This is a genomic window from Microbacterium commune (assembly GCF_014836945.1).
Taxonomy (GTDB): Bacteria; Actinomycetota; Actinomycetes; order Actinomycetales; family Microbacteriaceae; genus Microbacterium; species Microbacterium commune.
The window spans coordinates 965,241-990,850 of the sequence record NZ_JACSPX010000001.1 but is presented as its reverse complement, the minus strand read 5'-3'; the positions used below and the strand labels follow the sequence as shown (position 1 = coordinate 990,850).

The window sequence follows — 25,610 nt, the reverse complement described above, 5'->3', positions numbered from 1 at the left end:
CCAGGCGGGGGAGGGTCTCGAAGGTATTACTGCTTGTCGGTCGGCAGCGCGCTCAGCGCACGGGTGACGGCGCGGGCCGCCTCGTCCATCGCGTGCTCGAGCTCGGTGACGACGGATGCCGGAAGCGAGCCTCCACGAGCGACATGCGTGCGCAGATCGGTGCGCAGCTGAGCACGGAACGCGTTGATCGAGGCATCCGCCCGCTGCAGGTGCTCGCGGCTGGTGGCGCGCTCGCCGCTCATCCCGTCGAAGCGGGGGCGCGACTTCGCTGCGCGCTGCTCCTCGTGGGCGGCGGTGGCGAGGTCGGCGCGCAGGCTGCGCATGGCATCCTGCACGCTCTGGCGCACCTCGTTCGCGATCAGCCGCACCGAATCGGCGAGGCCCTGCTCGATGCCTGCCAGATCGCCCTCGCGGGCGCTGAGCTCGGCGCGGCCGGCGTCGGTGATGGCGTAGATCGTGGTGCGCCCGTCGACGGTCTTGGTCACCAGGCCCTCCTCCTCGAGCTTCGCCAGACGCGGGTAGATCGTGCCGGCGCTGGGGGTGTACGTGCCGCCGGTGCGATCGGTGAGCGCCTGGATGATGCCGTAGCCGTGCTGCGGCGCCTCGGCGAGCAGCGACAGCAGGTACAGCCGCAGATCGCCGTGCGAGAAGACCGCGGGGCTCATGATTCCCACTCCGCGTCGTCTGCCACCGACACCTGCGGGCGACGCAGCACCGTGACCCCGCCGGAGACGGAGTTCGCGCGCACGTCGACGAAGCTGCCGGACAGCTCGCCGACCTGACCGGCGTAGCTGCCCGGCCCGCCGCTCGAGCGCTCGACGCCGTCGACCGTGATCCGCCCGGTCATGCTGCGCAGCACGTAGTTCGCGGGCAGTGTCTCGTCGAGTCGCACGGTCGTGCCACCCGAGACGGTGTTGAGGTTGATGGTGTTCATGTCGCCGACGGCGTCGATGAGGATCGAGCCGGACACGGTGTCGACGGTCGCCTTGCGCAGGCTGCCGGTCACGGCGACGTCGCCCGAGACGCTGTTCGCGTTGATCGAGCCTGTCAGTGCCCGCACCTGCACGTCGCCCGACACCGAGTTGGCGGTGAGGTCGCCGGTGATGCCGTCGGCGATCAGGTCACCCGACACGGTGTTGAGCTTGGCGTCGTTGCGGATGCCCGAGACCAGCGCGCCGGCGCTGACGACACCGAGTGTGAGGGCGATGGCGCGGGGCACGGCGATGCTCACCTCGGCCTTGGGGCCGCCCGCCCCGAAGTTGCGGAACACGTCGAGGAAGTTGTCCCACCCGATCTGGGGGTGGTCGATCTCGACCTGGGTGCCGTCGGACTCGATGCGCAGGTCCTTCACGGTGACACCGCGCACCTCGATGCGGATGCCGGGTTCGTCGTGTGCGATCACGTCGACCTGTCCGCCGACGAGGCCGACCTTCAGGCGCGACGCGGAGTCGATGTCGATCACTCGTTCCTCGCCGGGGGCGATGAGCCACTTCTCGGTCATGGGGTTCTCCTTGGATGGCGGATATCGAGATATATCGCGTTGAAGGAACCGTAACACGATATATCTCGATGTGCTACCCCTGCCGCTTTCGAATCGCTTGACTGCCCTGTTGCAGAGGTCGAACGCTGCACGTTGAGCGATTCGAAAGCGTGGAACCACGACGTGTCGCGACACGACACTGACCCCACCGACCGCCGCGGGTAGTCTGGCAAGCACGATGAGCATCACGCGCCGCACCCTGCTCGTCGGCGCCGGGGCGGGCGCCGTCGGACTGCTGCTCTCCGCCTGCACGCCCGAGCCGCAGCCCGCGCCCACTCGCACCAGGACGCCGATGCCCCGGCCGACCGCGCCCGAGGCGGTGCCCGCGCCGGCCGGCTGGCTGCGCAGCACGTGGGCCACCGACCCGTATTCGCACGGATCGACCAGTTACCTGCCCGCAGGCGCCGATCCCACCGAACGCCAGCGCCTCGCCGAACCCGTGCTCGACCGGCTGTTCTTCGCCGGCGAGGCCACCGACTCCGACCATCCCGGCACGCTGGTCGGAGCCGTCGACGACGCACGGCGGGCGGCGCTCGCGCTCATCTCGGCGAGCGACGACACCGAGCGTCTGGCCATCGTCGGCGCGGGTGCAGCCGGAGTGATCGCGGCCCGGATGCTTGCGGATGCCGGCCACGAGGTCACCCTGTTCGAAGCGCGCGAGCACATCGGAGGTCGCATCCGCAGCATCGCCGATGACGAGCAGTGGCCGATCCCTCCGCAGCTCGGCGCCTGGCTGCTCAGCGAAGCGGACCTCGCGTCGCTCGACGGCCGGCTGGTCGACCTGGGCGATCGCTCGCTCGCACTCGACACCGCGACGACGTGGAACGCAGAGGGCGAGACCGAGGGGCTCGACGGCGCGCCGATCGCCCAGGCCGTCGAGAAGGCCCAGGCACAGGCATCCGACGCGGCGATCACCGACGCACTCGCCGCGAACGGCGCCGACCTCGACGACCCGGCGCTCTCGGCGTCGCTCGCCTGGATGGCGGCGATGACGGGGGCCGATCCGTCGCGTGCGTCCAGCTGGTATCCGCCCCACTTCCCCGGCGACGGCGTGCACGGCATGATCGGCGACCTCGACGCATACCTCGGCGATCAGCTGGAGGGCGTGAAGGTGGCGACGGCGTCGCCCGTCGCGCGCATCGCGTACGACGACCGCGGGGTCAGCCTGCGACTGGGCACCGGCGAGGCGCTCTCGTACGACCGCGTGATCGTCACCGCGCCCCTCGGGGTGCTGCAGAAGCAGGGGATCGAGTTCGCCCCCGCGCTGCCCTTCTCGCATCGGGGCGCGATCGCGGCACTCGCATCCGGTTTCATCGAGACGGCATGGATGCGCTTCGACGAGGCGTTCTGGACGACCGAGGCGACCATCTGGCACGTGGCCGGGGGAGACGCGCTGATCCGCACCTGGCTGAACCTCCAGCCGTTCACCGGTGAGCCGGTGCTCGTCGGTCTCGTCGGCGGCGCGGACGCCGAGCGTTTCGCCGAGCTCAGCGAGCGCGACGCCACGGCCGCGGCGCGCGCCTCGCTCGCGTTCTTCGCAGCGCCGGCAGACGACGAGGGCTGATCTCGCCCCACGGCGCAACCGTGGGCCGCACCTTGCTGAGCAGCACGAGCGCGACCGCGACCCCGGCGAAGATCGCCAGGGCCAGCGCGCAGCTGAGCACCATCTCGCCCACGCCGGACACCTGGCGCAGGTCGAGGAAGTAGTACGGATACCAGCCGATGACGGTGCCGCGCCAGATCGTGAAGACGCCCCACGCCACCGGATACAGCAGCACGAACGGCACCACGCGCCACGACGCTTCACGCCGGCCGGGGCCGAACACCCACGCGACGACCGCCCACGCCGGCAGCACGAAATGCAGCACGACGTCCGACCAGGGGACGGTGATCGGGATGCCGTGCTCGCCGGCCTGCCACACGATGAGCGCGAACGCGAGACCGGCGGTGATCGTCCAGCTGAGCACGAGGGCGCGAGCCGTGGTCAGCCACGCCGGATCCTCCTCGCGGCGCAGGGCGACGACCCCGGCGACGACAGCCAGCACAGCGAACGCGGTGTTCGACTGGATCGTCAGATAGGCGAAGAAGTTCGAGCCGGCCATGGTCTGCGAGCCCATGCCCCACAGCATCCGGTGCACCAGCGCCGCGATGCACACGGCGGCGGTCGCCAGACGAGACCAGCCGAAGATCCTTCGCGTGAGCACTCGAGCGTCGTCCTCCCGGCGGTCCGGCGGCATCGGGGGCGCAGCCGCACCACCGCTTCGAGTCTATGCAACGGCGGGCGAGCGACCGCGGGCAGGCGCGCGGCTAGAGTGGCGCAGTGACCACCCCGACCCCCGTGCGCACCGTCATCCGTCGGGCGGGGCTGGCCGCGGTGGGCGGGACGGTCGGCACCGCCGCCCGCCTCGGGCTCGGGATGCTCATCGCCGACGCCCCCGTCGCGGTGCTGGTGGCCAACATCGCGGGGGCCATGCTGCTCGGCATCCTGACCGCTCGTCTTCCCGCATCCGACCTGCGGATCCTGCTCGGCACCGGGATGCTGGGCGGATTCACCACGTACAGCGCGTTCGCGCTCGACAGCGTCGAGCTGTGGGCCGACTCGCCCGCGCGCGCCGTGGGATACGTCGTCGCGAGCGTCGGCGGCGGGCTGGTGTCCGCGTGGCTCGGCCTGCGGATCGGCGGATCCTTCCGCGTCGGGCGGGCGTCGTGAGTCCGCTGGTGTTTGCGCTGGCCGCCGCCTGCGGCGGACTCGGCGCCGCCGCCCGGTACCTGATCGACATCGGCATCGCGGGCATCGCCCGCTCGCGCTTCCCGTGGGGCGTGATGGTGATCAACGTGACCGGCTCGCTGCTGCTGGGCGTGGTGGTCGGGATGCTTCCCGGCAGCGCCTTCGTCGTGGGTGCCGGGTTCCTCGGCGGCTACACCACCTTCAGCACGGCGATGATCGACGCGGTCTCGCTGTGGCGGGACGGCGCGCGGCGCGCGGCGGTCGTCGATGTGGTCGGGATGCTTGTGCTCTCGCTCGTCGCCGCGCTGGTCGGCCTCGCCTGCGGGAGCGCGCTGGGCTGAGGTTGCCAGTCAGGCCACAGGTTCGGGCGCGCATAATGTACAGACGTACATCTTGAGTGCCCGGGAGGGTCATGAGCGAGCCGCCACGCCGCCGTCGTGATCCCGAGGCGCGCCGTACCGAGATCATCGCCGCGACAGCCGAGCTGATCCTCGAGTTGGGGGTGAGCGCGGTCACTCACCGTCTGATCGCCGCTCGCGCGGGCGTGCCCCTCGGTGCGACCACGCACTACTTCGCCACGCTCGACGACCTGCGCTCGCAGGCTCTGCATCACCTGGTCGCCGAGCTCGACGCTCGCGTCGACGGCATCCGCTCAGCGCTGGAGCAGCGCGGCGCGACCCCGCAGGTGCTGACGCAGCTGATCGTGCAGGCGCTCGCCGACGCGCGCGCACTCGAGGCCGACCGCGCCGTCGTGACCGCCGCCGTCGACGATCCCCAGCTGCGCGCCATGGCCCGGCGGTGGTCGGAGCGGATGACCGGCTTCCTCATCCCCGCCTACGGCGTAGAGCGGGCGACCGCCGCGGCCGTCTTCATCGACGGCGTGCTCTGGCACGCCCGCATCCACGACGAGACGCTGAACGCGTCTCTGATCGAGAACGCCCTCGCCGGCATCCTCGGCACCGAACCTACGACCACGAGCGACTGAAAGAGCACCGCGTGTCGAACCTCGCCATCCTCAGCCTGCGCAACCGCGCACTCATCGCGCTGATCACCGTCGTCTCCGCCGTCTTCGGCGGCCTGGCGCTCACCAACCTCAAGCAGGAGCTGATCCCCTCGCTCGAGCTGCCGGCGCTGGTGGTCATGAGCACCTACCCCGGCGCATCGCCCGAGGTGGTCGAGAACGACGTCTCCACCCCGATCGAGAAAGCCATCCAGGGCGTGCCCGGCCTGGAGTCGAGCAGCGCCACGAGCACCACCAACGCGTCGATCGTGCAGGCGATGTTCGCCTACGGCACCGATCTCGCCACGGCCGAGCAGAAGATGCAGCAGGCGATCAACCGCATCTCGCAGCAGCTGCCCGATGACGTCAGCCCGCAGGTGCTCAGCGTCTCGATCGACGACTTCCCCGTCATCCAGATCGCCGTCACCGGCTTCGACGACTCGGAGACCGCGCAGCAGGACCTCGAGACCACGGTGATCCCCGAACTCGAAGACGTCGACGGCGTCAACGCCGCCGAGATCGTCGGCGGCGTCGGCCAGCGCATCACGATCACCCCCGACCGGGCGAAGCTGTTCGCGGCAGGGCAGACGACGCAGGCGATCAGCCAGGCACTCGAGCAGAACGGCGTGCTGCTGCCGGGCGGTGACATCACCGAGGCCGGCGAGACGCTCACCGTGCAGTCCGGCGCGAAGCTCACCTCCGCCGCAGACGTCGCGGCCCTGCCGCTGAGCGGCACCGATCTCACGATCGGCGAGGTCGCCGACGTGGCGCAGGTGGCCGATCCGGTCACGTCGATCTCCCGCGTCGACGGTGAGGACGCGCTGTCGATCGCGGTCACCAAGCTGCCCGCGGCGAACACGGTCGAGGTCTCGCAGGGCGTGCTGGCCGCGCTCGACGAGCTCGGCGACACGTTCCCGGACGCCGAGTTCACCGTCATCTTCGACCAGGCGCCGTACATCCAGCAGTCGATCGAGACGCTCGCCACCGAGGGCATGCTCGGTCTGGCGTTCGCCGTGCTCGTCATCCTCGTCTTCCTGCTGTCGATCCGCTCGACCCTGGTCACCGCGATCTCGATCCCCACCAGCGTGCTGATCACCTTCATCGGGCTGCAGGCGTTCGGGTACTCGCTCAACGTGCTCACCCTCGGCGCGCTCACGATCGCGATCGGCCGCGTCGTCGACGACTCGATCGTGGTGATCGAGAACATCAAGCGGCACTACGTCGAGGGGGCCGACAAGGGCGCAGCGATCCGATTGGCCGTGCGCGAAGTGGCATCGGCGATCACCGCCTCGACCATCACGACCGTGGCGGTGTTCCTGCCGATCGTGTTCGTCGGCGACATGGTCGGCGAGCTGTTCCGACCCTTCGCGATGACCGTGACCATCGCGATGGTCGCGTCGCTGCTCGTCGCGCTGACCATCGTGCCGGTGCTCGCGTACTGGTTCCTGCGGCCGGGCAAGCCGCTGCTCGCGGCGGACGGCTCGCGCATCGATCCCGAGCATCCGGATGCCCCGCCCACGGCACTGCAGCGGATGTACCGGCCGATCCTCGGCTGGACCCTGAAGCACTCCGCGGTGACCGTCGTGCTCGCGGTGCTCGTGCTCGCGGGCACGCTCGCCGCCGCGCCGCTGATGAAGATCAACTTCCTCAGCGACTCCGGCCAGAACACCATGACCGTCACGCAGGACATCGGCGAGACCGCGAGCCTGGAGGCGAAGTCCGAGGCGGCGAAGAAGGTCGAGGAGGCCCTCGACGGCCTCGACGGGATCACGCATGTGCAGGCGTCGATCGGCTCGAGCGGATCGGCTCTGCGCGACGCGTTCTCGGGCGGCGCGGGCATCACGTACTCGATCCAGACCAGCGACGAGGTCGATCAGGAGCAGCTGCGCGCTGACGTGCAGAAGAAGGTCGACGGTCTCGACGACGCCGGTGAGATCACCGTCGCGGCGAGCGGCGGCGGATTCGGCTCGAGCGACATCGCGGTCACGGTGACCGCCCCGAACGCGGAGGATCTGCAGGCCGGCACCGACGCACTCATGAAGGAGCTCGAGGGACGCGACGGCATCGGCCAGGTCACGAACAACCTGTCGGCCTCACTGCCCTACATCGCCGTGGTCGTCGACCGCGAGGCCGCCGCCGCGCGAGGACTGTCGGAGGTCGCGGTCGGATCGATCGTCTCGGGCACGATGCGTCCGCAGCAGATCGGCTCGGTCGAGGTCGACGACAGCGCTCTCACGGTGTACCTCGTCGACCCCGAACCGCCGACATCCGTCGAGGCGCTGAAGCAGCTGTCCATCCCCACCGCCACCGGACCTGTGCCGCTGCAGGAGCTCGCGACCGTCGAGCAGCGTGAGGGCCCCACCTCGATCTCGACCGAGCAGGGACGCCGCACGGCCACGATCACCGTGCCGCCGGCATCCGACGACCTCGCCGTCGCCACCGCATCGGTCACCGCGGCGCTCGCCGCGGTCGACCTGCCCGACGGCGCTCGCGCCGAGGTGGGCGGCGTCGCCGAGCAGCAGGCCGACTCGTTCTCGCAGCTCGGACTGGCGATGCTCGCGGCGATCCTCATCGTCTACGTGGTGATGGTCGCGACGTTCAAGTCGCTGCGTCAGCCGCTGCTGCTGCTCGTGTCGGTGCCGTTCGCCGCGACCGGCGCGATCCTGCTGCAGATCGTGACCGGTGTGCCGCTGGGCGTCGCCTCGCTGATCGGCGTGCTGATGCTGATCGGCATCGTGGTGACGAACGCGATCGTGCTCGTCGATCTGGTCAACCAGTACCGGTCGAAGGGGCTCACCACGCCCGAGGCGGTGATGGCGGGAGGTGAGAAGCGTCTGCGGCCGATCCTCATGACCGCGCTCGCGACGATCTTCGCGCTGACGCCGATGGCACTGGGGATCACCGGGCACGGCGGGTTCATCTCGCAGCCGCTCGCGATCGTCGTGATCGGCGGACTCGTGTCGTCGACCGTGCTCACCCTCATCGTGCTGCCGACGCTCTACAACCTCGTCGAGGGGGCGAAGGAGCGCCGTCACGCGAAGCGCACCGGAGGTCCGGATGCCGGCGGTCCGGATGCCGGCGGTCCGGATGCCGAAGGGCCGGATGCCGGAGGGCCGACACCTGCCGCCGCACCGGCCGACGGGGTCGCCCTCACGCGGCGTCAGCTGCGCGCGGCTGACGCGCACGAATGAGCCGGCGGGCCGCTCAGTCGAAGCGGATGCCCCACTGCAGCCTCCACGCTTCGCCTGCGGCGAGGCGGCGCAGCCCGCGGCCGGAGTTGAAGGCGTCGGCGGGCGCCGTCATCGGCTCGATCGCCACGGCGAGCGGTCGCCCGGGGTACTTGTCGGTCGTGAACGCCTGCACGTAGTCGAACCCCGGGCCCTGCTGCAGCGTCACCGTGCGGCCGTCCGGGGCGGAGAGCGTGGTGCGCACGTAGCCGTCGGCGTCGCGGTGCAGGTTGGCGTACCCGGTGTCGAGCTGAACGTCGCCGAGACGACGGCCCTCGCGCAGGTCGGTCGCCGACGAGACCGGGCTCTCGCCGACCGGCAGCATCCGGTCATCGGTCTCGAAGTACGTCTCGGCCGGCAGCCGCAGCACCAGCTCTCGTGAGTCGACCCCGTCGACGACGAAGAAGGGGTGGGTGCCGAGCGCGACCGGCGCCGGGTCGGTCGAGTGGTTGGTGAGCGTGTGCGTGACATCCATCCCGGCATCCGTCAGCGCGTAGGTCACCGATGTCGCCACGAGATACGGGTAGCCGGTCTGCGGCACGATGTTCGCGGCGAGAGTGACGGCATCATCGGTGTGCTCGACGATCTCGTACGCGGTGTAGCGCAGCAGCCCGTGGCTGGCGTTGCGGAACTTCGGCTCGCTGATCGACAGGGCGCGCTCGGCGTCGCCGTCCTGCCAGACCCCGCCGCGGATGCGGTTCGGCCAGGGCGCCAGCACGACGCCCGAGCACGAGGGCGTCGGCTGATCGGCCGGGTAGGGCGGCACGATCTCGACGTCGCCGACGGTGAGATGGCGCAGTGAAGCGCCGACCTGCGCGATCTGCGCCGTCACGTCGCCACGTCGCAGGTGGATCTGGATGCCGGTGGGGGAGCCGATCACATCGTCAAGAGGCATGAGGTCATCGTACGGCGGGCACTCTCTCAGCAAAGCCCGGTATTCTGGAAGGAGTCGGCTTCGAGCACCCGCGTCACGCGGTTCTTCCGAGCACTACTCATGCTCACTGTGAGCTCAGGGGCCGATGGTTCATAACCATCACATGAATGGCCCCGGTCGACGGATGCTCGGGTATGTCCCACGCGCGCTGATCTCTGTGCCCGCGGAGCGGACGCTGTTCTCGTGTCAGAGACAGTCAGGAAACACCATGCCCAAGAACGGCAAGCCCAAGGGCGGACGCCCGTCGCGCAACTTCGAGCCGCGGTACGCGAAGAGCGGACCCTCGTTCCACGAGCGCCACTCCGGCGGACGTCCGTCGCGCGACGGCGACCGCCGCACGGACGGCGCGGAGCGCCGCTCCTTCTCATCGGATGCCCGCGCCGACCGCCGCCCGGGCAGCGTGAGCCCGAAGCACCGGGGCTACCGCCCCACGGACGCCGAGGGCTCGGCGTCGAAGGGGCGCTGGTCGGACACGCAGCGTGCGGGTCGCGACGAGGCCCGCTCGATCCGCAACCGCGCCGAGTCCGGTCGCCGCGAGGCTCCGCACCACCGCGGCGACCGCGACGACCGCGGGGGCCGTGGCTTCGACCGCAACGACCGGTTCGGTCGGGACTCGCGTCCGGCGCGTGATGACCGGTTCGGTCGGGATGCGCGTCCGGCGCGCGATGACCGGTTCGGTCGGGATGCGCGTCCGGCGCGCGACGACCGCGGGGACCGCGGCTTCGACCGCAACGAGCGCGGCGGCTTCGACCGCCGCGAACGCCCGGCCCGCAACGAGCGCGGCGGCTTCGACCGCCGGGGTGGTGTCGATCGCGATGCCCGTCCGGCGCGGAACGACCGTTTCGACCGTGAGGCCCGTCCCGCGCGTGACGAGCGCTCCGGCTACGCCCGCACCGACCGTTTCGACCGTGATGCCCGCCCCGCTCGTGATGAGCGTCGCGGCGGATCAGACCGTCCTCGTTTCGACCGCGACGCCCGCCCGGAGCGCGGCGGCCGGTTCGATCGCGACACCCGCCCCGCCCGGACCGACCGTTTCGACCGGGACGCCCGCCCGGCACGCGATGACCGCCGCGGTGGCTTCGAGCGCAGCGAGCGCCCCCGTTTCGACCGCGACGCGCGCCCGGCACGGCAGAACCGCGACGCCCGCCCCAACCGCAGCGACTGGAATGCCACCTCGACCGCGAAGGCGCACGACGAGCAGGTCGACGTGGTGCACGAGCGGCTCGAGGCGGAGGCCGTCCAGGCCACCGAGGTCGCAGATGTGACCTTCGGTGACCTGGGGATCGGCTCGAACATCGTCGAGATCCTGAAGAACATGGGCGCAGCGACGCCGTTCCCGATCCAGGCCGCGACGATCCCCAGCATTCTGCAGGGGCGAGACGTGCTCGGCCGGGGCCGCACCGGTTCAGGAAAGACGATCGCGTTCGGCGCACCGCTCGTCGAGAGCATCCTGCTGTCGCAGAAGGGCACGCGCCGGGAGTTCGGCCGCAAGCCGCGTGCGATCATCCTCGCCCCGACCCGCGAGCTGGCGCTGCAGATCGACCGCACCGTGCAGCCGATCGCGCGCAGCGTCGGCCTGTTCACCACCCAGATCTACGGCGGCGTGCCCCAGGCGCGCCAGGTGGGTGCCCTGAACAAGGGCGTCGACATCATCATCGGCACCCCCGGCCGCATCGAAGACCTGATCGAGCAGCGCAAGCTCGACCTCTCCGAGGTGCGCATCGCGGTGCTCGACGAGGCCGACCACATGGCCGAGCTCGGGTTCGCCGAGCCGGTGCAGCGCATCCTGCGCAAGACCGGCACCGCCCTCCCCGACGGCGCCACCAGCCAGAAGCTGCTGTTCTCGGCCACGCTCGACCGCGAGGTCGCGGCCATCGTCGACGAGTTCCTCGTCGACCCGGCCGTCTACGAGGTCGCCGGTGAGGATCAGGACTCCAGCACCATCGACCACCGCGTGCTCGTCATCGAGCACCGCGACAAGGCCGATGTGCTCACCTCGCTCGTCGACCGCGACGGACAGACGCTGGTCTTCGCGCGCACCCGCGCCTATGCCGAGATGCTCGCCGAGCAGTTCGAAGACGCCGGCATCGCCGCGGTCTCGCTGCACGGCGACCTGAACCAGGCCAAGCGCACGCGCAACCTGCAGAAGCTGACGGCCGGCAAGGTGCAGGTGCTCGTCGCCACGGATGTCGCCGCCCGCGGCATCCATGTCGACGACATCGACCTCGTCGTGCAGGCCGACGCTCCCGACGAGTACAAGACGTACCTGCACCGCTCCGGCCGCACGGGCCGCGCCGGTCGCTCGGGCCGTGTGGTCACGCTGATCACCCGTCAGCGTCGTCGCCGCATGGAGGATCTGCTCGGCCGCGCCGAGATCGACGCGCCGTTCGAGCAGGCGGCTCCCGGTGACGACGTGATCGAGGAGATCGCCGGTCGGATGCCGAGCGAGGCCGAGCTCACCGCCTGACCTGCCCCCACCGCCGAGAAGCCGTCGGATTCGCGCTCGTGCCCGAATCCGGCGGCTTCGCTGTCGGATCTCCGGAGCCGTGGTGGAGTCCGCGGCTCGTCGACCGGGCTGCGAGCAGAACCCGACCGTGGGTCACCCCGCTTGGAAGCTGAACCGCACCAGCACGGCGAGGGTGTCGTCGTCGACGTGGAACTCCGGGTCGCCCACGTACTCGCGGTACTCCTGGCCGTGCCAGAAGCTCTCGTGCCCGGCTCGCCATTCGGCGACGGTCGCGTAGCCCTCGCCCTCGCCGAGAGCGTGCGCGAGATCGACGTCCGCGAGACGAACGACGCGCACATCCTCGATGGTCTCGACGCCTACAGGTCGTCCCGCGGAGTCGACCACCGCCGCGCGGTCGCCGACGGCGGGCATCGGCTCGTCGTCGATCTCGAGCTCACGCAGCAGGAAGGTCGTCGTGATCTTCTCGCCCGCGAGGATCGCCCCCACCAGCCGGTCGCGCAGCGACCCCGGGAAGGCGTACTCGGAGACGGGCAGGTCATCAGGCGTCGACATCCGCTCAGCCTATGCGTCGAGCGACGGCGTCGAGTCGCCGGTCAGAACAGCATGTCGTCGCGGGAGGTGGTGGTGCGGACGGATGCCGGAGTCGGGCGCGCGCGCATCCGTCTTCCGCGCATGCTGTCGTTCTCCTCTTCCGATCGGGCGTCGAGCCCGTGCACGCGCATGAGCGGACGGATGCGTCGAGCGAGCCACTGCCGATACGCCTTCGGCGCCTCGACCGCGACGCCCGGGTACAGCCCCCGATACGACGACAGCAGCTCCGGATGCTCGCGTTCCAGCCACTGGAAGAACCACGGCTTCACGCCCGGGCGCAGATGCAGCGAGCCGTAGACGACGTGGTCGGCGCCCGACTGCTTGATGCGACGCAGGGCGTCGTCGATCGCCGCGAGCGAGTCGGTGAGGTGCGGCAGCACCGGCATGAGGAAGACGCCGACACGGAAACCCGCATCGCTGAGCGCGCGCACGGTGTCGAGCCGCGCCTGCGTGCCGGGGGTGCCGGGCTCGACCGCACGCTGCAGGTCGTCGTCGTACATCGCGATCGACATCTGGATGTCGATCGGCACGCGCTTCTTCGCTTCGACGAGCACGGGGATGTCGCGGCGGATCAGCGTGCCCTTGGTGAGGATCGACATCGGCGTCCCCGAGTCGGCGAGGGCCTGCACGATGCCGGGCATGAGCCGGTAGCGCCCCTCGGCGCGCTGGTACGGGTCGGTGTTCGTGCCCAGCGCAACCGTCTCGTGACGCCACGATCCGCGTCGCAACTCGCGCTCGAGCACCTCGACCACATTCGTCTTCACGACGATCTGAGAATCGAAGTCCGCGCCGCCATCGAGATCGAGATACTCGTGCGTTCCCCGAGCGAAGCAGTAAACGCATGCATGACTGCATCCCCGGTAGGGGTTCACGGTCCAGGCGAACGGCATGCGCGAGGCGCCGGGCACCGCATTGAGGGCGGACTTGGCGAGCACCTCGTGGAAGGTCATCCCGGCGAACCCGGGCGTGGTCACCGAGCGCACGATCCCGGTGCGGCTCTCCATGCCCGGCAGCGCGTCGGCATCCTCTTCGCGTACCGCCTGCCCCTGCCATCTCATCCCCCCATTCGAACAAAAGAACGCATTCATGTCAACCATGTATCGCAGATGCGTTCGAGGAACGCCGATGCGCGCCGTGGGGGACAATGGATCGGTGAACGCCGCGCAGTCCCGACACGTCGCGCGCGAACCGCTCGCCGTGCGGATCGCGCTGCCGCTCGGAGTGCTGTTCACGGCGATGGCGTCTCTGGCGACCCTGTGCGGCGTGATCGCCGACAGCCCCGTGGCCCGAGTCGAGCTGCCGGCGCCCGCCGCCGCGCTCGCGATCCCCACCGTGGAGGTCGATGCCCGGCCGGCCGCCGATCCCTGCGCCGACGACGCCGTGCGGGCGGCGCTCGACACGGGTGATGACGCGGGTGTCATAGCAGCGTTCGGCGGCGGCGCCGCGTTCCGCGAGGCGGTCGCGAACGGCAACGCGCCCTGCGTCTCGCTCTCCGACCCGAACCGGTCGTGGGTGGTCATCAACAAGCAGCGTCCGCTCGAGCCGGCGAGCTTCGCGCCGGCATCCCTCGCCGAGATCGGACTGAGCGCGACCACCCGCTCGAACGAGCTGCGCCCCGAGCCCAAGGACGCCCTCGAATCGATGGCGACCGAGGCGAGTCGAGCGGGTGCGGGCACGATCGGGATCAACAACGGCTACCGGTCGTTCGGCCTGCAGGAGAGCACCTACGACGGGCACGTGCGTGACAAGGGGCAGAGCGGAGCGGATGCCGTGTCGGCGCGCCCCGGCTTCAGCGAGCACCAGAGTGGTCTCGCCTTCGACCTCGTCGCGTGCGACCCGCGCTGCGGCACCATCGAGGCCTTCGGCGCGACGCCGCAGGGGCGGTGGGTCGCGGAGAACGGCTGGCGGCACGGCTTCATCGTGCGCTACGAACCGGGGCGCACAGGCACCACCGGGTACGCACCCGAGCCGTGGCACATCCGCTACATCGGGCCCGAGCTCGCCCAGGCGTATCACGACGGCGGGTTCCACACGCTCGAGGAGTTCTTCGGGCTGCCGCCCGCCCCGGATTACAGCCATTGAGGCACAGACCGCGACATCCCACAAACGCGGGACGCAGTGTCATCGTGTGTGAGACTTGTTCCCACAAGCGACTGTCCGGCGATGTCATTCCGACCTAGACTCGCCGTGCGACGACGCACATGATTCGAGGAGGACGCCATGGAGCGCGACATCTACGAAGAAGACCACGAGGCCTTCCGCGACCTGATCAAGGACTTCGTCAGACGGCACGTCTCGAACGAGTCGATCGAGCGGTGGGATGCCGCGGGCGAGGTCGACCGCGAGACCATGCTCGCCGCCGGTGAGGCCGGCATCATCGGCCTGTCCGTGCCCGAGGAGTTCGGCGGCGCGGGCATGCTGCAGGACTACCGCTTCCGCGCGATCGTCAACGAAGAGGTCATCGGCGCCGGTGCCGGATCGCTGGCGGGCGCCCTCGGCATCCAGGACGATCTCGCCGTGCCGTATCTCGTGCACATGGGCACGCAGGAGCAGAAGGAGAAGTGGCTGCCCCGCATGGCGACGGGTGAGATCCTCGGCGCGCTCGCGATGACCGACCCCGGCGCGGGCAGCGACCTGCGCGGCATCAAGACCAACGCGAAGAAGGTCGACGGCGGGTACATCCTCAACGGCGCCAAGACGTTCATCTCGTCGGGCACCACCGCCGACATCGTCGTCACCTTCGTCAAGACCGGCGAGGGCAACCGCCCCGATGCCTTCAGCCTGCTGATCGTCGAGAAGGGCATGGCCGGCTTCGACCAGGGCAAGAAACTCAGCAAGATGGGCTTCCACGGCTGGGACACCGCCGAGCTCAGCTTCACCGACGTCTTCGTCCCCGATGAGAACCTCATCAGCGGCAAGGAGGGGCAGGGCTTCATCCAGCTGATGATGAACCTGCCGCTCGAGCGCCTGTCGATCGCCGTGTCTGCCGCCGCGGTCATCCAGGCCGCCGTGAAGTGGACCGTCGACTACACGAAGAGCCGCGACGCGTTCGGCGAGCGGGTCATCGACTTCCAGAACACCCGCTTCCGCATCGCCGACATGGCGACCACCGCCGACGCGGTCTGGGCCTACGTCGACCGCGGTCTCAAGGCCTACGCCGCCTCGCAGCTCACCGCCGAAGAGGCCGCGCAGCTGAAGTTCTGGGTCACCGAGCGCGAGTGGGAGGTGCTCGACACGGGAGTGCAGCTGCACGGCGGCTACGGCTACATCATGGAGTACCCGATCGCCCGGGCCTTCACCGACGCCCGCGTGCACCGCATCTACGGCGGCACGAACGAGATCATGCGCGAGATCGTCGGACGTCAGATCGCCGGCAGGCGCTGAGCGATGTGGGGCCCGGCGGTCAGCTCGGCTGCCAGGGGAAGGTCAGAGCCAGCACCGCGGCGGATGCCAGCAGCACCGTCGCTGTGAAGATCGTGTCGCGCGTGCGCCACAGCACGACGTGCCGCTCGGTGCGGGTGGGATAGGCGCCGAAGGCGCGGGCATCCATCGACAGGGCCACCCGCTCGGCATGCCGGATGCCCGATGCCAGCAGCGGCACGATGTATCCCCAGCCCCGCGCGAGCCGGGCGAGCGGACCGCGACCGCCGCCCTGGCCGCGCACGCGATGCGCGGCGCGGATGATCGACAGCTCGTATCCGAACCGCGGCACGAAGCGGTAGGCGGCGAGGGCCGTGTAGCCGATCCGGTATGGCACGCGCAGCTGCTGCACGGCGGCGCGCACGAGGTCGGGTCCGTGCGTGGTCAGGCCGCCGATGAGCGCAAGCGCGAGGATCGCGGCCAGGCGCAGCGCGGTGGCGAGTCCGCTGAGCAGGGCGCCGGAGTGCAGGGTCCAGTCGCCGATCCGCACGAACGCGGTCGTGTCGGCGACCTGCGCCGCGTCGACCCAGACGCCGAAGCCGACGCTGAGCACGACGACCGCCAGCGGCACGCCGAGCAGCAGCACCGCCGCCGCGCGGCGGGTGAGCCGTGCGCCGGTCAGCATGACGGCGTAGGCCAGCGCGAGGAAGATCGTCGGGGTGAGCAGATCCCGGGTGAAGGCGAGCAGGGCCATCGCCGGGACGACGGCGCCGAACTTGGCGAGCGGGTTGATGCCGTGCAGCCAGAAGCGCGCCGGCACCGGCGCATCGGCGTACGGGTCGACGGGGGTGGGCTCGGTCACCGGGACGATCGGGTCGCCCGCGGAGGCGGATGCCACGGCATCCGGATCGGTCTGCGCGAGAAGCTCGGCCGCGGGACCGGCGGCGATCACCTCGCCGTCTGCGACGAGCACCGCGTGGGTCGCGTACTCGGCGATCAGTCGTCGGTCGTGGGAGACGATGACCACGGTCGTGCCCGCCTGCTGCAGCTCCTGCAGCATGCCGAGCAGCTCCGCCGCCCGCGCTCTGTCCTGACCGAAGGTCGGCTCGTCGAGCGCGATCACCGCGGGGCGGGCGATCAGCGCGGTGCCCACCGACAGTCGCCGCTTCTCGCCGCCGGAGAGCAGAAAGGGATGCACGTCGGCCTTGGCCGTCAGACCGAAGCGGGCCAGCATCTCGGCGACGCGCTCGTCGATCTCCGCATCCTCGATCCGCTGCAGCCGCAGACCGTGCGCCAGCTCGTCGCGCACGGTGCCGGCGACGAACTGGTGCTCAGGATTCTGGAAGACGAACCCGGCGTGCGCGGCGAGCACGCGCGGTGAAGCCCGCCCCACATCGATCCCGTCGACGAGCACCGTACCGCGCGTCGGCGGCACCACGCCGCCGAGCGCCTGCAGCAGAGAGGTCTTCCCGGCGCCGTTCGCCCCCATGATGACCGTGAACGAGCCCCGCGCGATGTCGAGGTGCGGCGCGTCGAGCACACGTGCGCCGCGCTTCTCGACGACGACATCACGCGCGGTGATCGCCGGAGCGGGGTCGTGAGCGGCGGCTGCGCGCGTCGGGGCGTCGTATCGCGCGGTGCCTCCGCTGACGGACGTCGGGATGACGGGCGTCGGGATGACGGGCGTCGGGATGGCGGGCGTTCGGGTGGCGGGTGTCAGCACGCCCAGTTCCCGCAGGGTCTCGGCGTGCTGCTGCAGGGTCTCCCGGACCGGGCCGTCGAGCAGCAGGCGCCCGTCGTGGTCGAGCACGATCACGCGGGTGGCGAGGTCGACGGCCGCGTCGACGTCGTGCTCGACGAGCACGATCGCGCGCTGCTCGGCATCCCGGATCAGCTCGCCCAGGGCGGAGTAGACGTCGCGCACACCCTGCGGGTCGAGGTTGGCGGTCGGCTCGTCGAGCACGATGACGCGCGAGCGGAGGGCGAGCGCGCAGGCGATCGCGAGACGCTGGCGTCCTCCGCCGGAGAGCAGGTCGGGATTCCAGCGGCGTCGGCTCCAAAGACCGGCGCGGCGCAGCGCCTGCTCGGCGCGGGCGAGCACGTCGGATGCCGGCAGCCGCAGGTTCTCGAGCGCGAAGGCGACCTCGTCGAGCACCGTCCCGGTCACGAGCTGCGAGTCGGGGTCCTGGAAGACCATCGAGATCTCGGTGCTGAGCTGAGCCACCGGAGTCGTGCGGGTGTCGCGGCCGGCCACCTGCACCGACCCTGTCATGGTCGCGTTCTCGACCGACTGCGGGATCAGACCGTTCAGAGCGAGGGTGAGAGTCGACTTGCCGGATCCGCTCGGACCGAGCAGCAGCACCACTTCGCCCGGGTGCACGTCGAACGAGACGTCCCGCAGGGCGGGGTGCGCGGCGCCCTCGTGCGTGACGCTCAGGTCGCGCACGCGGAGCAGGGGCGCGGAAGGGCGCACGGGCGGGTCCTCTGTGAGCGGGCGGTTCCCTCCTAACTTAGTCTGACCTAACCCCGATGACGCTGCGAGAGTCGTCGCATCCTTCAGCGCGGAGCGATGCCGGCCCGACGCAGCGCGTTCCCGATCGCGATCCCGATCGCCGTCCACGCCACCGGCCCGAGCACCGAGACGATCAGGTAGCTCAGCTGCACCCAGGGGGCGAACTGCCTCAGGTCGACGATCAGGCCGACGACGATGGCCACGAGCACGCCGATGAGCGCGGCTGACACGAAGAAGCGCCACCGACCCCAGGCGCGGTACCGGGTGAGGGCGGCCACCCCCTCCTGGATCGCCCCGAAGAGCAGTGCGGTGCCGATGTACCGCATCGCCCACATCGGGGTGAACGCGCTCGAGATCAGCGCCGCGATGACGTGCGTGATCAGCGCCACCATCGGCTTGCGCAGCACCTCCTGCGCGATGATGCCGGGCAGAACGTGCACCCCGAGCACGAGCCCGTACACGTAGGGCGCGAGAGCGATGACGCCGACGGTGACGAGTCCGGCCACGCCGCCGAGGATGCCCGTGGCGACACCGATGGCAGCGCAGACGAGGAGGGTGCGCGTGTTCAGCGCCTGACGGAGTGCCACCCCTCCAGGGTATCGGCCATGGCCGACCCCGGTCAGGGGCCGAGAGGCAGAAGCTGGGCGATCGCGGTGTCGCTGATCACCGCGGGACCACCGAGCAGGATCACCCGCTGCGGCTTCAGACGCCGGATCTCGTCGAGGACTGCTGTCGGCAGAGCGCTCTGACCGGTGAGGAGCACCGGGCCGCCACGATGCCCGGCGGCTGCGGCCCCTGCCAGAGCGTCGGGGAACGACAGGCCGCTAGCGATGTAGACGGCCGGAACCCCGGCGGTGGGGAACGTGGCTTTCGACACGGCGATCGCGGTCATGTACCGGTTGATGCCGCCCAGGCGCTGCGTGGCGGTGCTGACCCCCGTCGCCGCGACGGCGGATTCGACGACCGCATCGCTGATCACACCCGTGCCGCCGAGCACGACGATCTTCGCCGGGCGCAGCCGCGCGAGGGCGCTCGCCGTCTCGTCAGGGAGGGAATCGCCACGTGTGAGCAGCACGGGGGAGTCCTTCGACCCGGCGGCGGCGGCTCCGGCGAGGGCGTCGGGGAAGTCGAGTCCGCTCGCGAGGTACACCGTCGCCGCGGAACCCCACAGTGTCGACACCGCGGCCGCGGTCGCATAACGATCGGGCCCTGCGAGCCGGATGACACCGCCGGTCGTGATCTCGGCGATACGGCGCTGCACATCGCCGTTCACCGCCCCATCTCCACCGGCGATGAAGGCTCGGTCCGCGCCCAGGCGCGTCAGCTCCTGTCGGGTGGGCTCGCGCAGCGACGTCGGTCGGGTGAGCAGCACCGGCGCCCCCGCGCGACCGGCAGCCGCTGCAGCGGAGAGGGCGTCGGGGAAGGTGGTGCCGTCGGTGATGAAGGCCGAAGCGGCACCCTGCGCCTGATAGGCGCGCGATGAGACGCGAGCGGCTGTCGCGAAGCGATCCAGACCGAACTGCCGTTCGACGAAGTCGAACGGGGTCGTGAAGCGCACCGGTGCGGAGTACGCGCCTGTTCCCGACGAGTTCACGGCGGCGACGCTGAAGTCGTAGGTCGTCTCGGGAGTCAGCCCGTCGATGAACACGTTGGTCGCCGACCAGTCCTGCACACGCAGCACCTGACCGCCCGACGTGAGGCGGATGCGGTACCCCGATGCCCCGGCGATCGCCGGCCAGGTGAACTGCACCTCGGTGTCGCCGAGAGCGATGCGTCGAGGCGGCGCAGGGCGGTCGGGTGCGGCGGTCGGCGTGCGGATGCCCGTGACCGGGGTTTCAGCGGCCGCCGGCGCCGCTCCGGGGAGCGGCAGAGTCGCGAGCAGCGCAGCGAGGATCACGATGCCGGTGCCGGTGCGGACGCGACCGGAGGTCTTCACGGGCATCGGTTCTCCTTCGTCGCCCCAGATCTCGTTCGTGCGCCCCGCCCTCAGAGTACGCGGTGGGCTGCGTATCGGTGTGCGGGCCAGGGCCCGGGCCGGGTGGTGTCGCCACGGCCAGGGGCGTACAGACCGGGGGCCGACACTCCAGATGTCGGACGATCCCCGCGAGTACGTCTGACATCTGGCGTGTCGGCCCCCGAGGTGTCGCGGTCCGCGCGCGGCTGTGGACGCCCGGCCACGGTGTCGGCGCCGGTGGCTACGCTGGAGGGATGCCGCCGTCTTCCCCTGACCCGTACGAGGACGTGCCGTACCCCGACGAACCGTACGACGACCTGCCGCCCGACGAGCTCGACTGGGTCCCACCTGCCGACGGCTGGGAGCCTCCGCTCGACTGGGGTCAGGGACCGATGACGCCGGCTGCGACAGCCGGACGAATCCAGGCATCCGGAGCGGCGCCGTCGAAGTATCCGACGGCGATCGAGGCGCTGCGCACCGTCTTCGGGTACGACGCGTTCCGGGGCGATCAGGCTGCGATCGTCGAGCACGTCGTCGGCGGAGGCGATGCCGTCGTGCTCATGCCCACCGGCGGCGGGAAGTCGATCACCTACCAGGTGCCGGCGCTCGTGCGCGAGGGCACGGGGCTCGTGATCAGCCCGCTCATCGCGCTGATGCACGACCAGGTCGACGCGCTCCGCGCGAACGGCGTACGTGCGGCGTACCTCAACTCGACCCAGGCGCCCGACGAGCGCCGTGAGGTCGAGCGCGCGTACATCGCCGGCGAGCTCGACCTGATCTACGTCGCCCCCGAGCGGCTGTCATCGGCGCAGACCACGCAGCTGCTGCAGCGCGGGACGCTCAGCGTGATCGCCATCGACGAGGCGCACTGCGTGTCGCAGTGGGGTCATGACTTCCGGCCCGACTACCTCGCGCTCGGCGACCTCGCCGAGCGGTTCCCCGGAGTGCCGCGCATGGCTCTCACCGCCACGGCGACCCGCGCGACGCATCAGGAGCTCACCGAGCGCCTCGGGCTGGGGCGCGCCGAGCACTTCGTCGCGAGCTTCGATCGCCCGAACATCCAGTACCGCATCGTGCCGAAGGTCGAGGTGCGGCGGCAGCTCGTCGAGTTCATCAGGTCTCAGCCCGAGGGCGCCGCGGGCATCGTCTACGCCCTGAGTCGCAAGTCGGTCGAGCAGACGGCCGAGCATCTGGCATCCAAGGGATTCGACGCGCTGCCGTACCACGCCGGCCTTCCCGCCGAGGTGCGCGCGGCGAACCAGGCCCGGTTCCTGCGGGAAGACGGTGTGGTCATGGTCGCCACGATCGCCTTCGGCATGGGGATCGACAAGCCCGACGTGCGCTTCGTCGCGCACATAGACCTGCCGAAGTCCGTCGAGGGCTACTACCAGGAGACCGGCCGAGCCGGACGCGATGGCGAGCCGTCGGTCGCATGGATGGCGTACGGGCTGGGTGACGTCGTGCAGCAGCGCCGGCTCATCGACCAGAGTCCCGGCGATCGCACGTTCAAGATGCGGATGGGGCAGCACCTCGACGCCATGCTCGCGCTGTGCGAGACGGTCGCGTGCCGACGGCAGAACCTGCTGCGGTACTTCGGTCAGGACAGCGAGGCATGCGGCAACTGCGACACCTGCCTCGAGACGCCCGACACCTTCGACGGGCTCGTTCCCGCGCAGAAGCTGCTGTCGACGATCGTGCGCCTGAAGCGCGAGCGCAACCAGGCGTTCGGCGCCGGGCATCTGATCGACATCCTGCGGGGCGCGTCGAACGACCGCATCCGCAAGATGCGCCACGAGCAGATGGCGACGTACGGGATCGGAGCCGACCTGTCCGACCAGGACTGGCGCAGCGTCGTGCGGCAGCTGCTGGCGAGGGGCATCCTCGTCGCGCAGGGCGAGTACGGCACGCTCGCGCCGGGGGATGCCGCGGCCGGTGTGCTGCGCGGTGAGACCCCCGTGCCGCTGCGCAAGGACACCATCGGACGTGTCGGCGGTTCTGCCCGTGCGCGCAAGGCCCCGGCATCCGCCTCGCTGGATGCCGGCGACCGCGACCTCTTCGAGGCGCTGCGCGCCTGGCGGGCGGCGACCGCTCGCGAGCAGGGCGTGCCCGCGTACATCGTGTTCGGCGATGCGACGCTGCGGGCGCTGGCCGAGCAGCGCCCGACGACGGTGACCGGCCTCGGCGGCATCAGCGGGATCGGGGAGAAAAAGCGGGATGCGTACGGCACCGCCGTGCTCGAGGTGATCGCGGCGCACTGAGTCCGCCACCCCGGCGCGTCGCACCCGCACTCACCTGGCCGCGCGAACCCGCGCGGACGCCGCGCTCCCTCTGGCGCACGCGACGCGCCGGTGCACCCGCCTCGCGCATCTCCGGACGCCTCACGCGCCTCGCAACTCGAACTGCCAACCGAACCGGGGCACACCGGGGCGCACCCGATCCGGCCCGCCGATCCTCAGCCGGCGAACTCCTCCGCGTGTACCTGCACCGTCGTCGCACCCCGCAGCAGCTTCGACACCGGACAGCGCGCGTGCGCACGCGCCAGCAGATCCGCCGTCTCGTCCAGGGTCAGCCCCTCCGCCGACAGATACGTGTCGACGTGGAACTCATACCCGGGGCCATCGGAGGCGTCGTGCAGCTCGACCTCGATCCGCACCGCCGTGCGGCGCTCGCGCTTCACCAACGCCTGCGCCGTCGCGTTCAGGCACGTCGACCACGCCAGCGCCAGCAGCTGCTCCGGGTTCGAAGCATCCGGATCGGGATCCGAAGTCAGCGGCGACGCCACCGGCACCTCCATGCCGCCTGTCACGCGAGCCGTGCCCGTCCCGCCGTCGCCGTTGATCGCTTCCGTCCGGTACCTGAGGGTCATAGGGCAACTATAATTTGGATCACGTACAGAAAAGGCCGCTCGGCCTGCTCGGGCCCGACAGCCGGCCCGCCACCCACTCGAAAGACGCGATGGCCACCGACCTGCCTGCGATCGTGGAGTTCCGCCACGTCAGCAAACGCTTCCGACCCGACGCCGATGAACGTCCGGCGCTCGACGACGTGACGCTCAGCATCCGGACGGGCGAGATCTTCGGCGTGATCGGCGAGAGCGGCGCCGGCAAGTCGACCCTGCTCGAGCTGATCAACGGCCTCACCGGCCCGACCGAAGGCGACGTGCTCGTCCACGGCGCCCGGGTCTCCCGCCTCGACCGAGCCGCCCTGCGCGCCCTGCGCCGCGACATCGGCGTCGTCTTCCAGGGAGTCCACCTGCTCAGCAACAGCACCGTGCGCGACAACGTGCGCCTGCCGCTGCGTCTGGCGCAGCGCAACGGCACGCGCAGCGGCAAGCGCGGCGAGAAGAGCATGACGGCGGCGCAGCAGCGGGATGCCGTCGACGAGATCCTCTCGTTCGTCGGCCTGTCGCACCGCGCCGACCACTTCCCGGCCCAGCTCTCCGGCGGCGAGCGGCAGCGGGTGGGACTCGCCCGCGCCCTCGTCTCGAAGCCGCCGCTGCTGCTGTGCGACGAGCCCACCTCGTCGCTCGACGCCTCGACCACCGCCGACGTGCTGCGGGTGCTCGCCGACGCCCGCGACCAGCTCGGCACCACCATCGTGGTCATCACGCACGACCTCGACGTCGTCAAGGCGATCTGCGACCGCGCGGCGCTGCTCGAGAAGGGCCGCCTGCGCGAGCTCTTCGAGATCGACGCCGCAGGCCCCCGATCGCTGCCGAGCTACTACGAACAGGTCAAGCGGGAGCTGACGGCATGACGTGGCTCACCGACCTGCTCGCCGAATACGGCGCCGACATCGCCGAGTCGATGGCCGAGACCGGATACATGGTGCTCGTCTCGCTGCTCGCCGCCGTGCTCGTCGGCCTGCCGCTGGGCACCGTGGTGTACCTCACCGAACGCGGCGGCATCGCGGAGAATCGCGCCGTCAACACCATCGCCAACCTGTACATCAACATCGTCCGCTCGTTCCCGTTCCTGCTGCTCGTGGTGTTCCTCATCCCGTTCACCAGAGCCGTCATCGGCACGAGCTTCGGCACCCAGGCGGCGACCCTCCCGCTCTGCTTCGTCGCCGTCGCGATCTACGCCCGCCTCACCGAGCAGATCCTCCGTGAGATCCCCGCCGGCATCTCGAAGGTCGCCGTCGCGTCGGGCGCGACGGTGCCGCAGGCGGTGTTCCGGATGCTGCTTCCCGAGGCGCGCTCGGGCCTCGTCTACGCCCTGACCTCGGCCGCGATCAGCCTGCTGTCGTACTCCACCGTGCTGGGCGTGGTGGGCGGTGGCGGCATCGGCGACTTCGCCATGCGCTACGGCTACCAGGTCTACAACGACAACCTCATGTACCTCACGATCGTCATCATCATCGTCTGCGTGCTCGCCATCCAGGCCATCGGTCACCGCACCTCGGTGCGGCTGGACCACCGCTGAGCCTCACCCCGAACCCCCATCGAAACGGAAGACACCCATGAAGAAGTCACGCCTCGCGTTCGCCGCAGCCGGTCTCGGTCTCGCGCTCCTCGTCACCGCCTGTGCGCCTGCGGCGGACGAGAAGCCGGATGCCGGTGCCGGAGAGCCCACCGTGCTCAAGGTAGCCGCCGTACAGGCGCCGATGACCGACGTCGTGAAGGCCGCAGGAGAGGCCATCGAGGACGGCTACGAGGTCGAGCTCGTGGAGGTCGCGGACTACATCACCGCGAACACGATCCTGAACAGCGGCGACGTGTACGCGAACTTCTCGCAGCACATCCCCTACATGCAGACGTTCAACGAGGGCAACGACGCAGAGCTGGTCGGCGTGCAGCCGGTGTACAACTTCGTCATCGCGTTCTACTCCAAGACGCTCGACGACATCGCAGACCTGCCCGAGGGCGGCACCGTCGCCATCCCCGACGACCCGTCCAACACCGGCCGAGCGCTGAAGCTGCTCGCCGCGAACGACGTCATCACCCTCGACCCGGCGGTCGACCCGTACGCGGCGACCGTGAAGGACATCACCGAGAACCCGAAGAACCTCGAGTTCGTGCAGGTGCCCATCTCGTCGCTGAACGCCGCGTACGAAGAGGCCGACCTGGTTTTCCAGTGGCCCTCGCACATCAAGGCGCTCGGCCTCAACCCCGACGACGACGGCCTGATCACCGAACTCGACGACCGTTTCGCGCTGAATCTCGTCGTGCAGCAGAAGGATGCCGATTCCGCGGCGACCGAAGCGCTCGAGAAGGCGTTCACGAGCGACGAGGTGCGCACGGTCATCGAAGGCAACGGCACCATCAAGACCGCCTGGTGATTCGTGACGCTGCGTGA

General features: G+C 70.3%; 22 protein-coding genes. 12 read left to right on the top strand and 10 right to left on the bottom strand.

Translation table 11 applies throughout. The features are described from left to right. Positions 1 to 26: 26 nt before the first annotated feature. Both H9633_RS04515 and H9633_RS04510 read right to left on the bottom strand, forming a co-directional pair. Positions 27 to 665, bottom strand: coding sequence for a PadR family transcriptional regulator (locus tag H9633_RS04515; protein ID WP_071642199.1), 639 nt, complete (start codon positions 663 to 665; stop codon positions 27 to 29). Next, on the bottom strand, positions 662 to 1,501 hold the full coding sequence (locus tag H9633_RS04510; RefSeq protein WP_191712234.1) for a DUF4097 family beta strand repeat-containing protein: 840 nt from the start codon (positions 1,499 to 1,501) through the stop codon (positions 662 to 664). The genes H9633_RS04515 and H9633_RS04510 overlap by 4 nt, the downstream gene beginning before the upstream one ends. A 217-nt stretch (positions 1,502 to 1,718) precedes the next feature. Between H9633_RS04510 and H9633_RS04505 the strand changes: the two genes are divergently transcribed. Next, positions 1,719 to 3,104, top strand: a complete 1,386-nt coding sequence (locus H9633_RS04505) for a flavin monoamine oxidase family protein (protein WP_191712233.1) — start codon at positions 1,719 to 1,721, stop codon at positions 3,102 to 3,104. On the opposite strand, the gene H9633_RS04500 is transcribed toward H9633_RS04505, so the two are convergent. Then, on the bottom strand, positions 3,028 to 3,744 hold the full coding sequence (locus tag H9633_RS04500) for a Pr6Pr family membrane protein (RefSeq protein WP_318247194.1): 717 nt from the start codon (positions 3,742 to 3,744) through the stop codon (positions 3,028 to 3,030). The two genes, H9633_RS04505 and H9633_RS04500, sit on opposite strands and share 77 nt — an antisense overlap. A gap of 116 nt (positions 3,745 to 3,860) precedes the next feature. Between H9633_RS04500 and H9633_RS04495 the strand changes: the two genes are divergently transcribed. From H9633_RS04495 to H9633_RS04480, 4 genes are all read left to right on the top strand, one after another. Beyond that, positions 3,861 to 4,250, top strand: a complete 390-nt coding sequence (locus tag H9633_RS04495) for a fluoride efflux transporter FluC (protein ID WP_318247193.1) — start codon at positions 3,861 to 3,863, stop codon at positions 4,248 to 4,250. Beyond that, positions 4,247 to 4,609 carry a fluoride efflux transporter FluC gene (locus H9633_RS04490; protein ID WP_071642203.1) on the top strand — a complete coding sequence of 121 codons (363 nt, stop codon included), beginning with the start codon at positions 4,247 to 4,249 and terminating at the stop codon, positions 4,607 to 4,609. Before H9633_RS04495 ends, H9633_RS04490 begins: the two co-directional genes overlap by 4 nt. Positions 4,610 to 4,680: 71 nt before the next feature. Beyond that, entirely contained in the window at positions 4,681 to 5,253 is a 573-nt protein-coding gene (locus H9633_RS04485) for a TetR/AcrR family transcriptional regulator (protein ID WP_071642204.1), read from the top strand. Positions 5,254 to 5,264: 11 nt separating this feature from the next. Then, positions 5,265 to 8,459, top strand: a complete 3,195-nt coding sequence (locus tag H9633_RS04480; protein WP_191712231.1) for an efflux RND transporter permease subunit — start codon at positions 5,265 to 5,267, stop codon at positions 8,457 to 8,459. Positions 8,460 to 8,472: 13 nt separating this feature from the next. Here the strand turns inward: H9633_RS04480 and H9633_RS04475 are convergent, their stop codons facing one another. Beyond that, on the bottom strand, positions 8,473 to 9,390 hold the full coding sequence (locus H9633_RS04475; protein WP_071642206.1) for an aldose 1-epimerase family protein: 918 nt from the start codon (positions 9,388 to 9,390) through the stop codon (positions 8,473 to 8,475). Positions 9,391 to 9,637: 247 nt separating this feature from the next. Here H9633_RS04475 and H9633_RS04470 point away from each other — a divergent pair, with 247 nt between their 5' ends. Next, positions 9,638 to 11,896 (top strand): DEAD/DEAH box helicase, encoded by a 2,259-nt coding sequence (locus tag H9633_RS04470; RefSeq protein ID WP_191712230.1) that lies wholly within the window; start codon positions 9,638 to 9,640, stop codon positions 11,894 to 11,896. Positions 11,897 to 12,028: 132 nt separating this feature from the next. Here H9633_RS04470 and H9633_RS04465 read toward each other — a convergent pair whose 3' ends face one another. Both H9633_RS04465 and H9633_RS04460 read right to left on the bottom strand, forming a co-directional pair. Beyond that, the gene (locus H9633_RS04465) at positions 12,029 to 12,448 is read right to left on the bottom strand and encodes an ASCH domain-containing protein (RefSeq protein WP_071642208.1); all 420 of its coding nucleotides are present in this window, start codon (positions 12,446 to 12,448) and stop codon (positions 12,029 to 12,031) included. 41 nt (positions 12,449 to 12,489) lie between these two features. Continuing rightward, the gene (locus H9633_RS04460; protein WP_071642209.1) at positions 12,490 to 13,545 is read right to left on the bottom strand and encodes an Rv2578c family radical SAM protein; all 1,056 of its coding nucleotides are present in this window, start codon (positions 13,543 to 13,545) and stop codon (positions 12,490 to 12,492) included. A 94-nt stretch (positions 13,546 to 13,639) separates the two neighbouring features. On the opposite strand from H9633_RS04460, the gene H9633_RS04455 reads away from it, so the two are divergent. Together H9633_RS04455 and H9633_RS04450 are read left to right on the top strand one after the other, a co-directional pair. Beyond that, positions 13,640 to 14,569, top strand: coding sequence for a M15 family metallopeptidase (locus tag H9633_RS04455; protein ID WP_318247192.1), 930 nt, complete (start codon positions 13,640 to 13,642; stop codon positions 14,567 to 14,569). 138 nt (positions 14,570 to 14,707) lie between these two features. Continuing rightward, positions 14,708 to 15,871: an acyl-CoA dehydrogenase family protein gene (locus tag H9633_RS04450; protein ID WP_191712228.1), complete on the top strand. Its 1,164-nt coding sequence runs from the start codon at positions 14,708 to 14,710 to the stop codon at positions 15,869 to 15,871. Between the two features lie 19 nt (positions 15,872 to 15,890). Here the strand turns inward: H9633_RS04450 and H9633_RS12995 are convergent, their stop codons facing one another. From H9633_RS12995 to H9633_RS04430, 3 genes are all read right to left on the bottom strand, one after another. Further along, positions 15,891 to 18,320 (bottom strand): ATP-binding cassette domain-containing protein, encoded by a 2,430-nt coding sequence (locus tag H9633_RS12995; RefSeq protein WP_318247191.1) that lies wholly within the window; start codon positions 18,318 to 18,320, stop codon positions 15,891 to 15,893. An 83-nt stretch (positions 18,321 to 18,403) separates the two neighbouring features. After that, positions 18,404 to 18,946 carry an ECF transporter S component gene (locus H9633_RS04435; RefSeq protein ID WP_191712227.1) on the bottom strand — a complete coding sequence of 181 codons (543 nt, stop codon included), beginning with the start codon at positions 18,944 to 18,946 and terminating at the stop codon, positions 18,404 to 18,406. A gap of 32 nt (positions 18,947 to 18,978) precedes the next feature. Continuing rightward, a complete protein-coding gene (locus H9633_RS04430; RefSeq protein ID WP_191712226.1) occupies positions 18,979 to 20,301 on the bottom strand; it encodes a cell wall-binding repeat-containing protein in 1,323 nt (440 codons plus the stop codon). A gap of 266 nt (positions 20,302 to 20,567) precedes the next feature. Here H9633_RS04430 and recQ point away from each other — a divergent pair, with 266 nt between their 5' ends. Continuing rightward, entirely contained in the window at positions 20,568 to 22,571 is a 2,004-nt protein-coding gene (recQ, locus tag H9633_RS04425; RefSeq protein ID WP_191712225.1) for a DNA helicase RecQ, read from the top strand. A 194-nt stretch (positions 22,572 to 22,765) separates the two neighbouring features. Here the strand turns inward: recQ and H9633_RS04420 are convergent, their stop codons facing one another. Then, positions 22,766 to 23,179 (bottom strand): OsmC family protein, encoded by a 414-nt coding sequence (locus tag H9633_RS04420; RefSeq protein WP_191712224.1) that lies wholly within the window; start codon positions 23,177 to 23,179, stop codon positions 22,766 to 22,768. 89 nt (positions 23,180 to 23,268) lie between these two features. On the opposite strand from H9633_RS04420, the gene H9633_RS04415 reads away from it, so the two are divergent. Genes H9633_RS04415 through H9633_RS04405 form a run of 3 tightly spaced genes read left to right on the top strand, consistent with a single transcriptional unit; the run spans position 23,269 to position 25,593 of the window. Beyond that, the gene (locus tag H9633_RS04415; protein WP_191712223.1) at positions 23,269 to 24,069 is read left to right on the top strand and encodes a methionine ABC transporter ATP-binding protein; all 801 of its coding nucleotides are present in this window, start codon (positions 23,269 to 23,271) and stop codon (positions 24,067 to 24,069) included. Then, entirely contained in the window at positions 24,066 to 24,737 is a 672-nt protein-coding gene (locus tag H9633_RS04410) for a methionine ABC transporter permease (protein WP_071644926.1), read from the top strand. Before H9633_RS04415 ends, H9633_RS04410 begins: the two co-directional genes overlap by 4 nt. A gap of 37 nt (positions 24,738 to 24,774) precedes the next feature. Beyond that, positions 24,775 to 25,593, top strand: a complete 819-nt coding sequence (locus H9633_RS04405; protein ID WP_191712222.1) for a MetQ/NlpA family ABC transporter substrate-binding protein — start codon at positions 24,775 to 24,777, stop codon at positions 25,591 to 25,593. Positions 25,594 to 25,610 lie beyond the last annotated feature (17 nt).

Excerpts from the sequence above, each read along its gene's own strand:
- H9633_RS04515 (WP_071642199.1), bottom strand. The coding sequence starts at position 665 with ATGAGCCCCGCGGTCTTCTCGCACGGCGATCTGCGGCTGTACCTGCTG.
- H9633_RS04510 (WP_191712234.1), bottom strand. The coding sequence starts at position 1,501 with ATGACCGAGAAGTGGCTCATCGCCCCCGGCGAGGAACGAGTGATCGAC.
- H9633_RS04505 (WP_191712233.1), top strand. The coding sequence starts at position 1,719 with ATGAGCATCACGCGCCGCACCCTGCTCGTCGGCGCCGGGGCGGGCGCC.
- H9633_RS04485 (WP_071642204.1), top strand. The coding sequence starts at position 4,681 with ATGAGCGAGCCGCCACGCCGCCGTCGTGATCCCGAGGCGCGCCGTACC.
- H9633_RS04475 (WP_071642206.1), bottom strand. The coding sequence starts at position 9,390 with ATGCCTCTTGACGATGTGATCGGCTCCCCCACCGGCATCCAGATCCAC.
- H9633_RS04470 (WP_191712230.1), top strand. The coding sequence starts at position 9,638 with ATGCCCAAGAACGGCAAGCCCAAGGGCGGACGCCCGTCGCGCAACTTC.
- H9633_RS04465 (WP_071642208.1), bottom strand. The coding sequence starts at position 12,448 with ATGTCGACGCCTGATGACCTGCCCGTCTCCGAGTACGCCTTCCCGGGG.
- H9633_RS04460 (WP_071642209.1), bottom strand. The coding sequence starts at position 13,545 with ATGAGATGGCAGGGGCAGGCGGTACGCGAAGAGGATGCCGACGCGCTG.
- H9633_RS04450 (WP_191712228.1), top strand. The coding sequence starts at position 14,708 with ATGGAGCGCGACATCTACGAAGAAGACCACGAGGCCTTCCGCGACCTG.
- H9633_RS04430 (WP_191712226.1), bottom strand. The coding sequence starts at position 20,301 with ATGCCCGTGAAGACCTCCGGTCGCGTCCGCACCGGCACCGGCATCGTG.
- recQ (WP_191712225.1), top strand. The coding sequence starts at position 20,568 with ATGCCGCCGTCTTCCCCTGACCCGTACGAGGACGTGCCGTACCCCGAC.
- H9633_RS04420 (WP_191712224.1), bottom strand. The coding sequence starts at position 23,179 with ATGACCCTCAGGTACCGGACGGAAGCGATCAACGGCGACGGCGGGACG.
- H9633_RS04415 (WP_191712223.1), top strand. The coding sequence starts at position 23,269 with ATGGCCACCGACCTGCCTGCGATCGTGGAGTTCCGCCACGTCAGCAAA.
- H9633_RS04410 (WP_071644926.1), top strand. The coding sequence starts at position 24,066 with ATGACGTGGCTCACCGACCTGCTCGCCGAATACGGCGCCGACATCGCC.
- H9633_RS04405 (WP_191712222.1), top strand. The coding sequence starts at position 24,775 with ATGAAGAAGTCACGCCTCGCGTTCGCCGCAGCCGGTCTCGGTCTCGCG.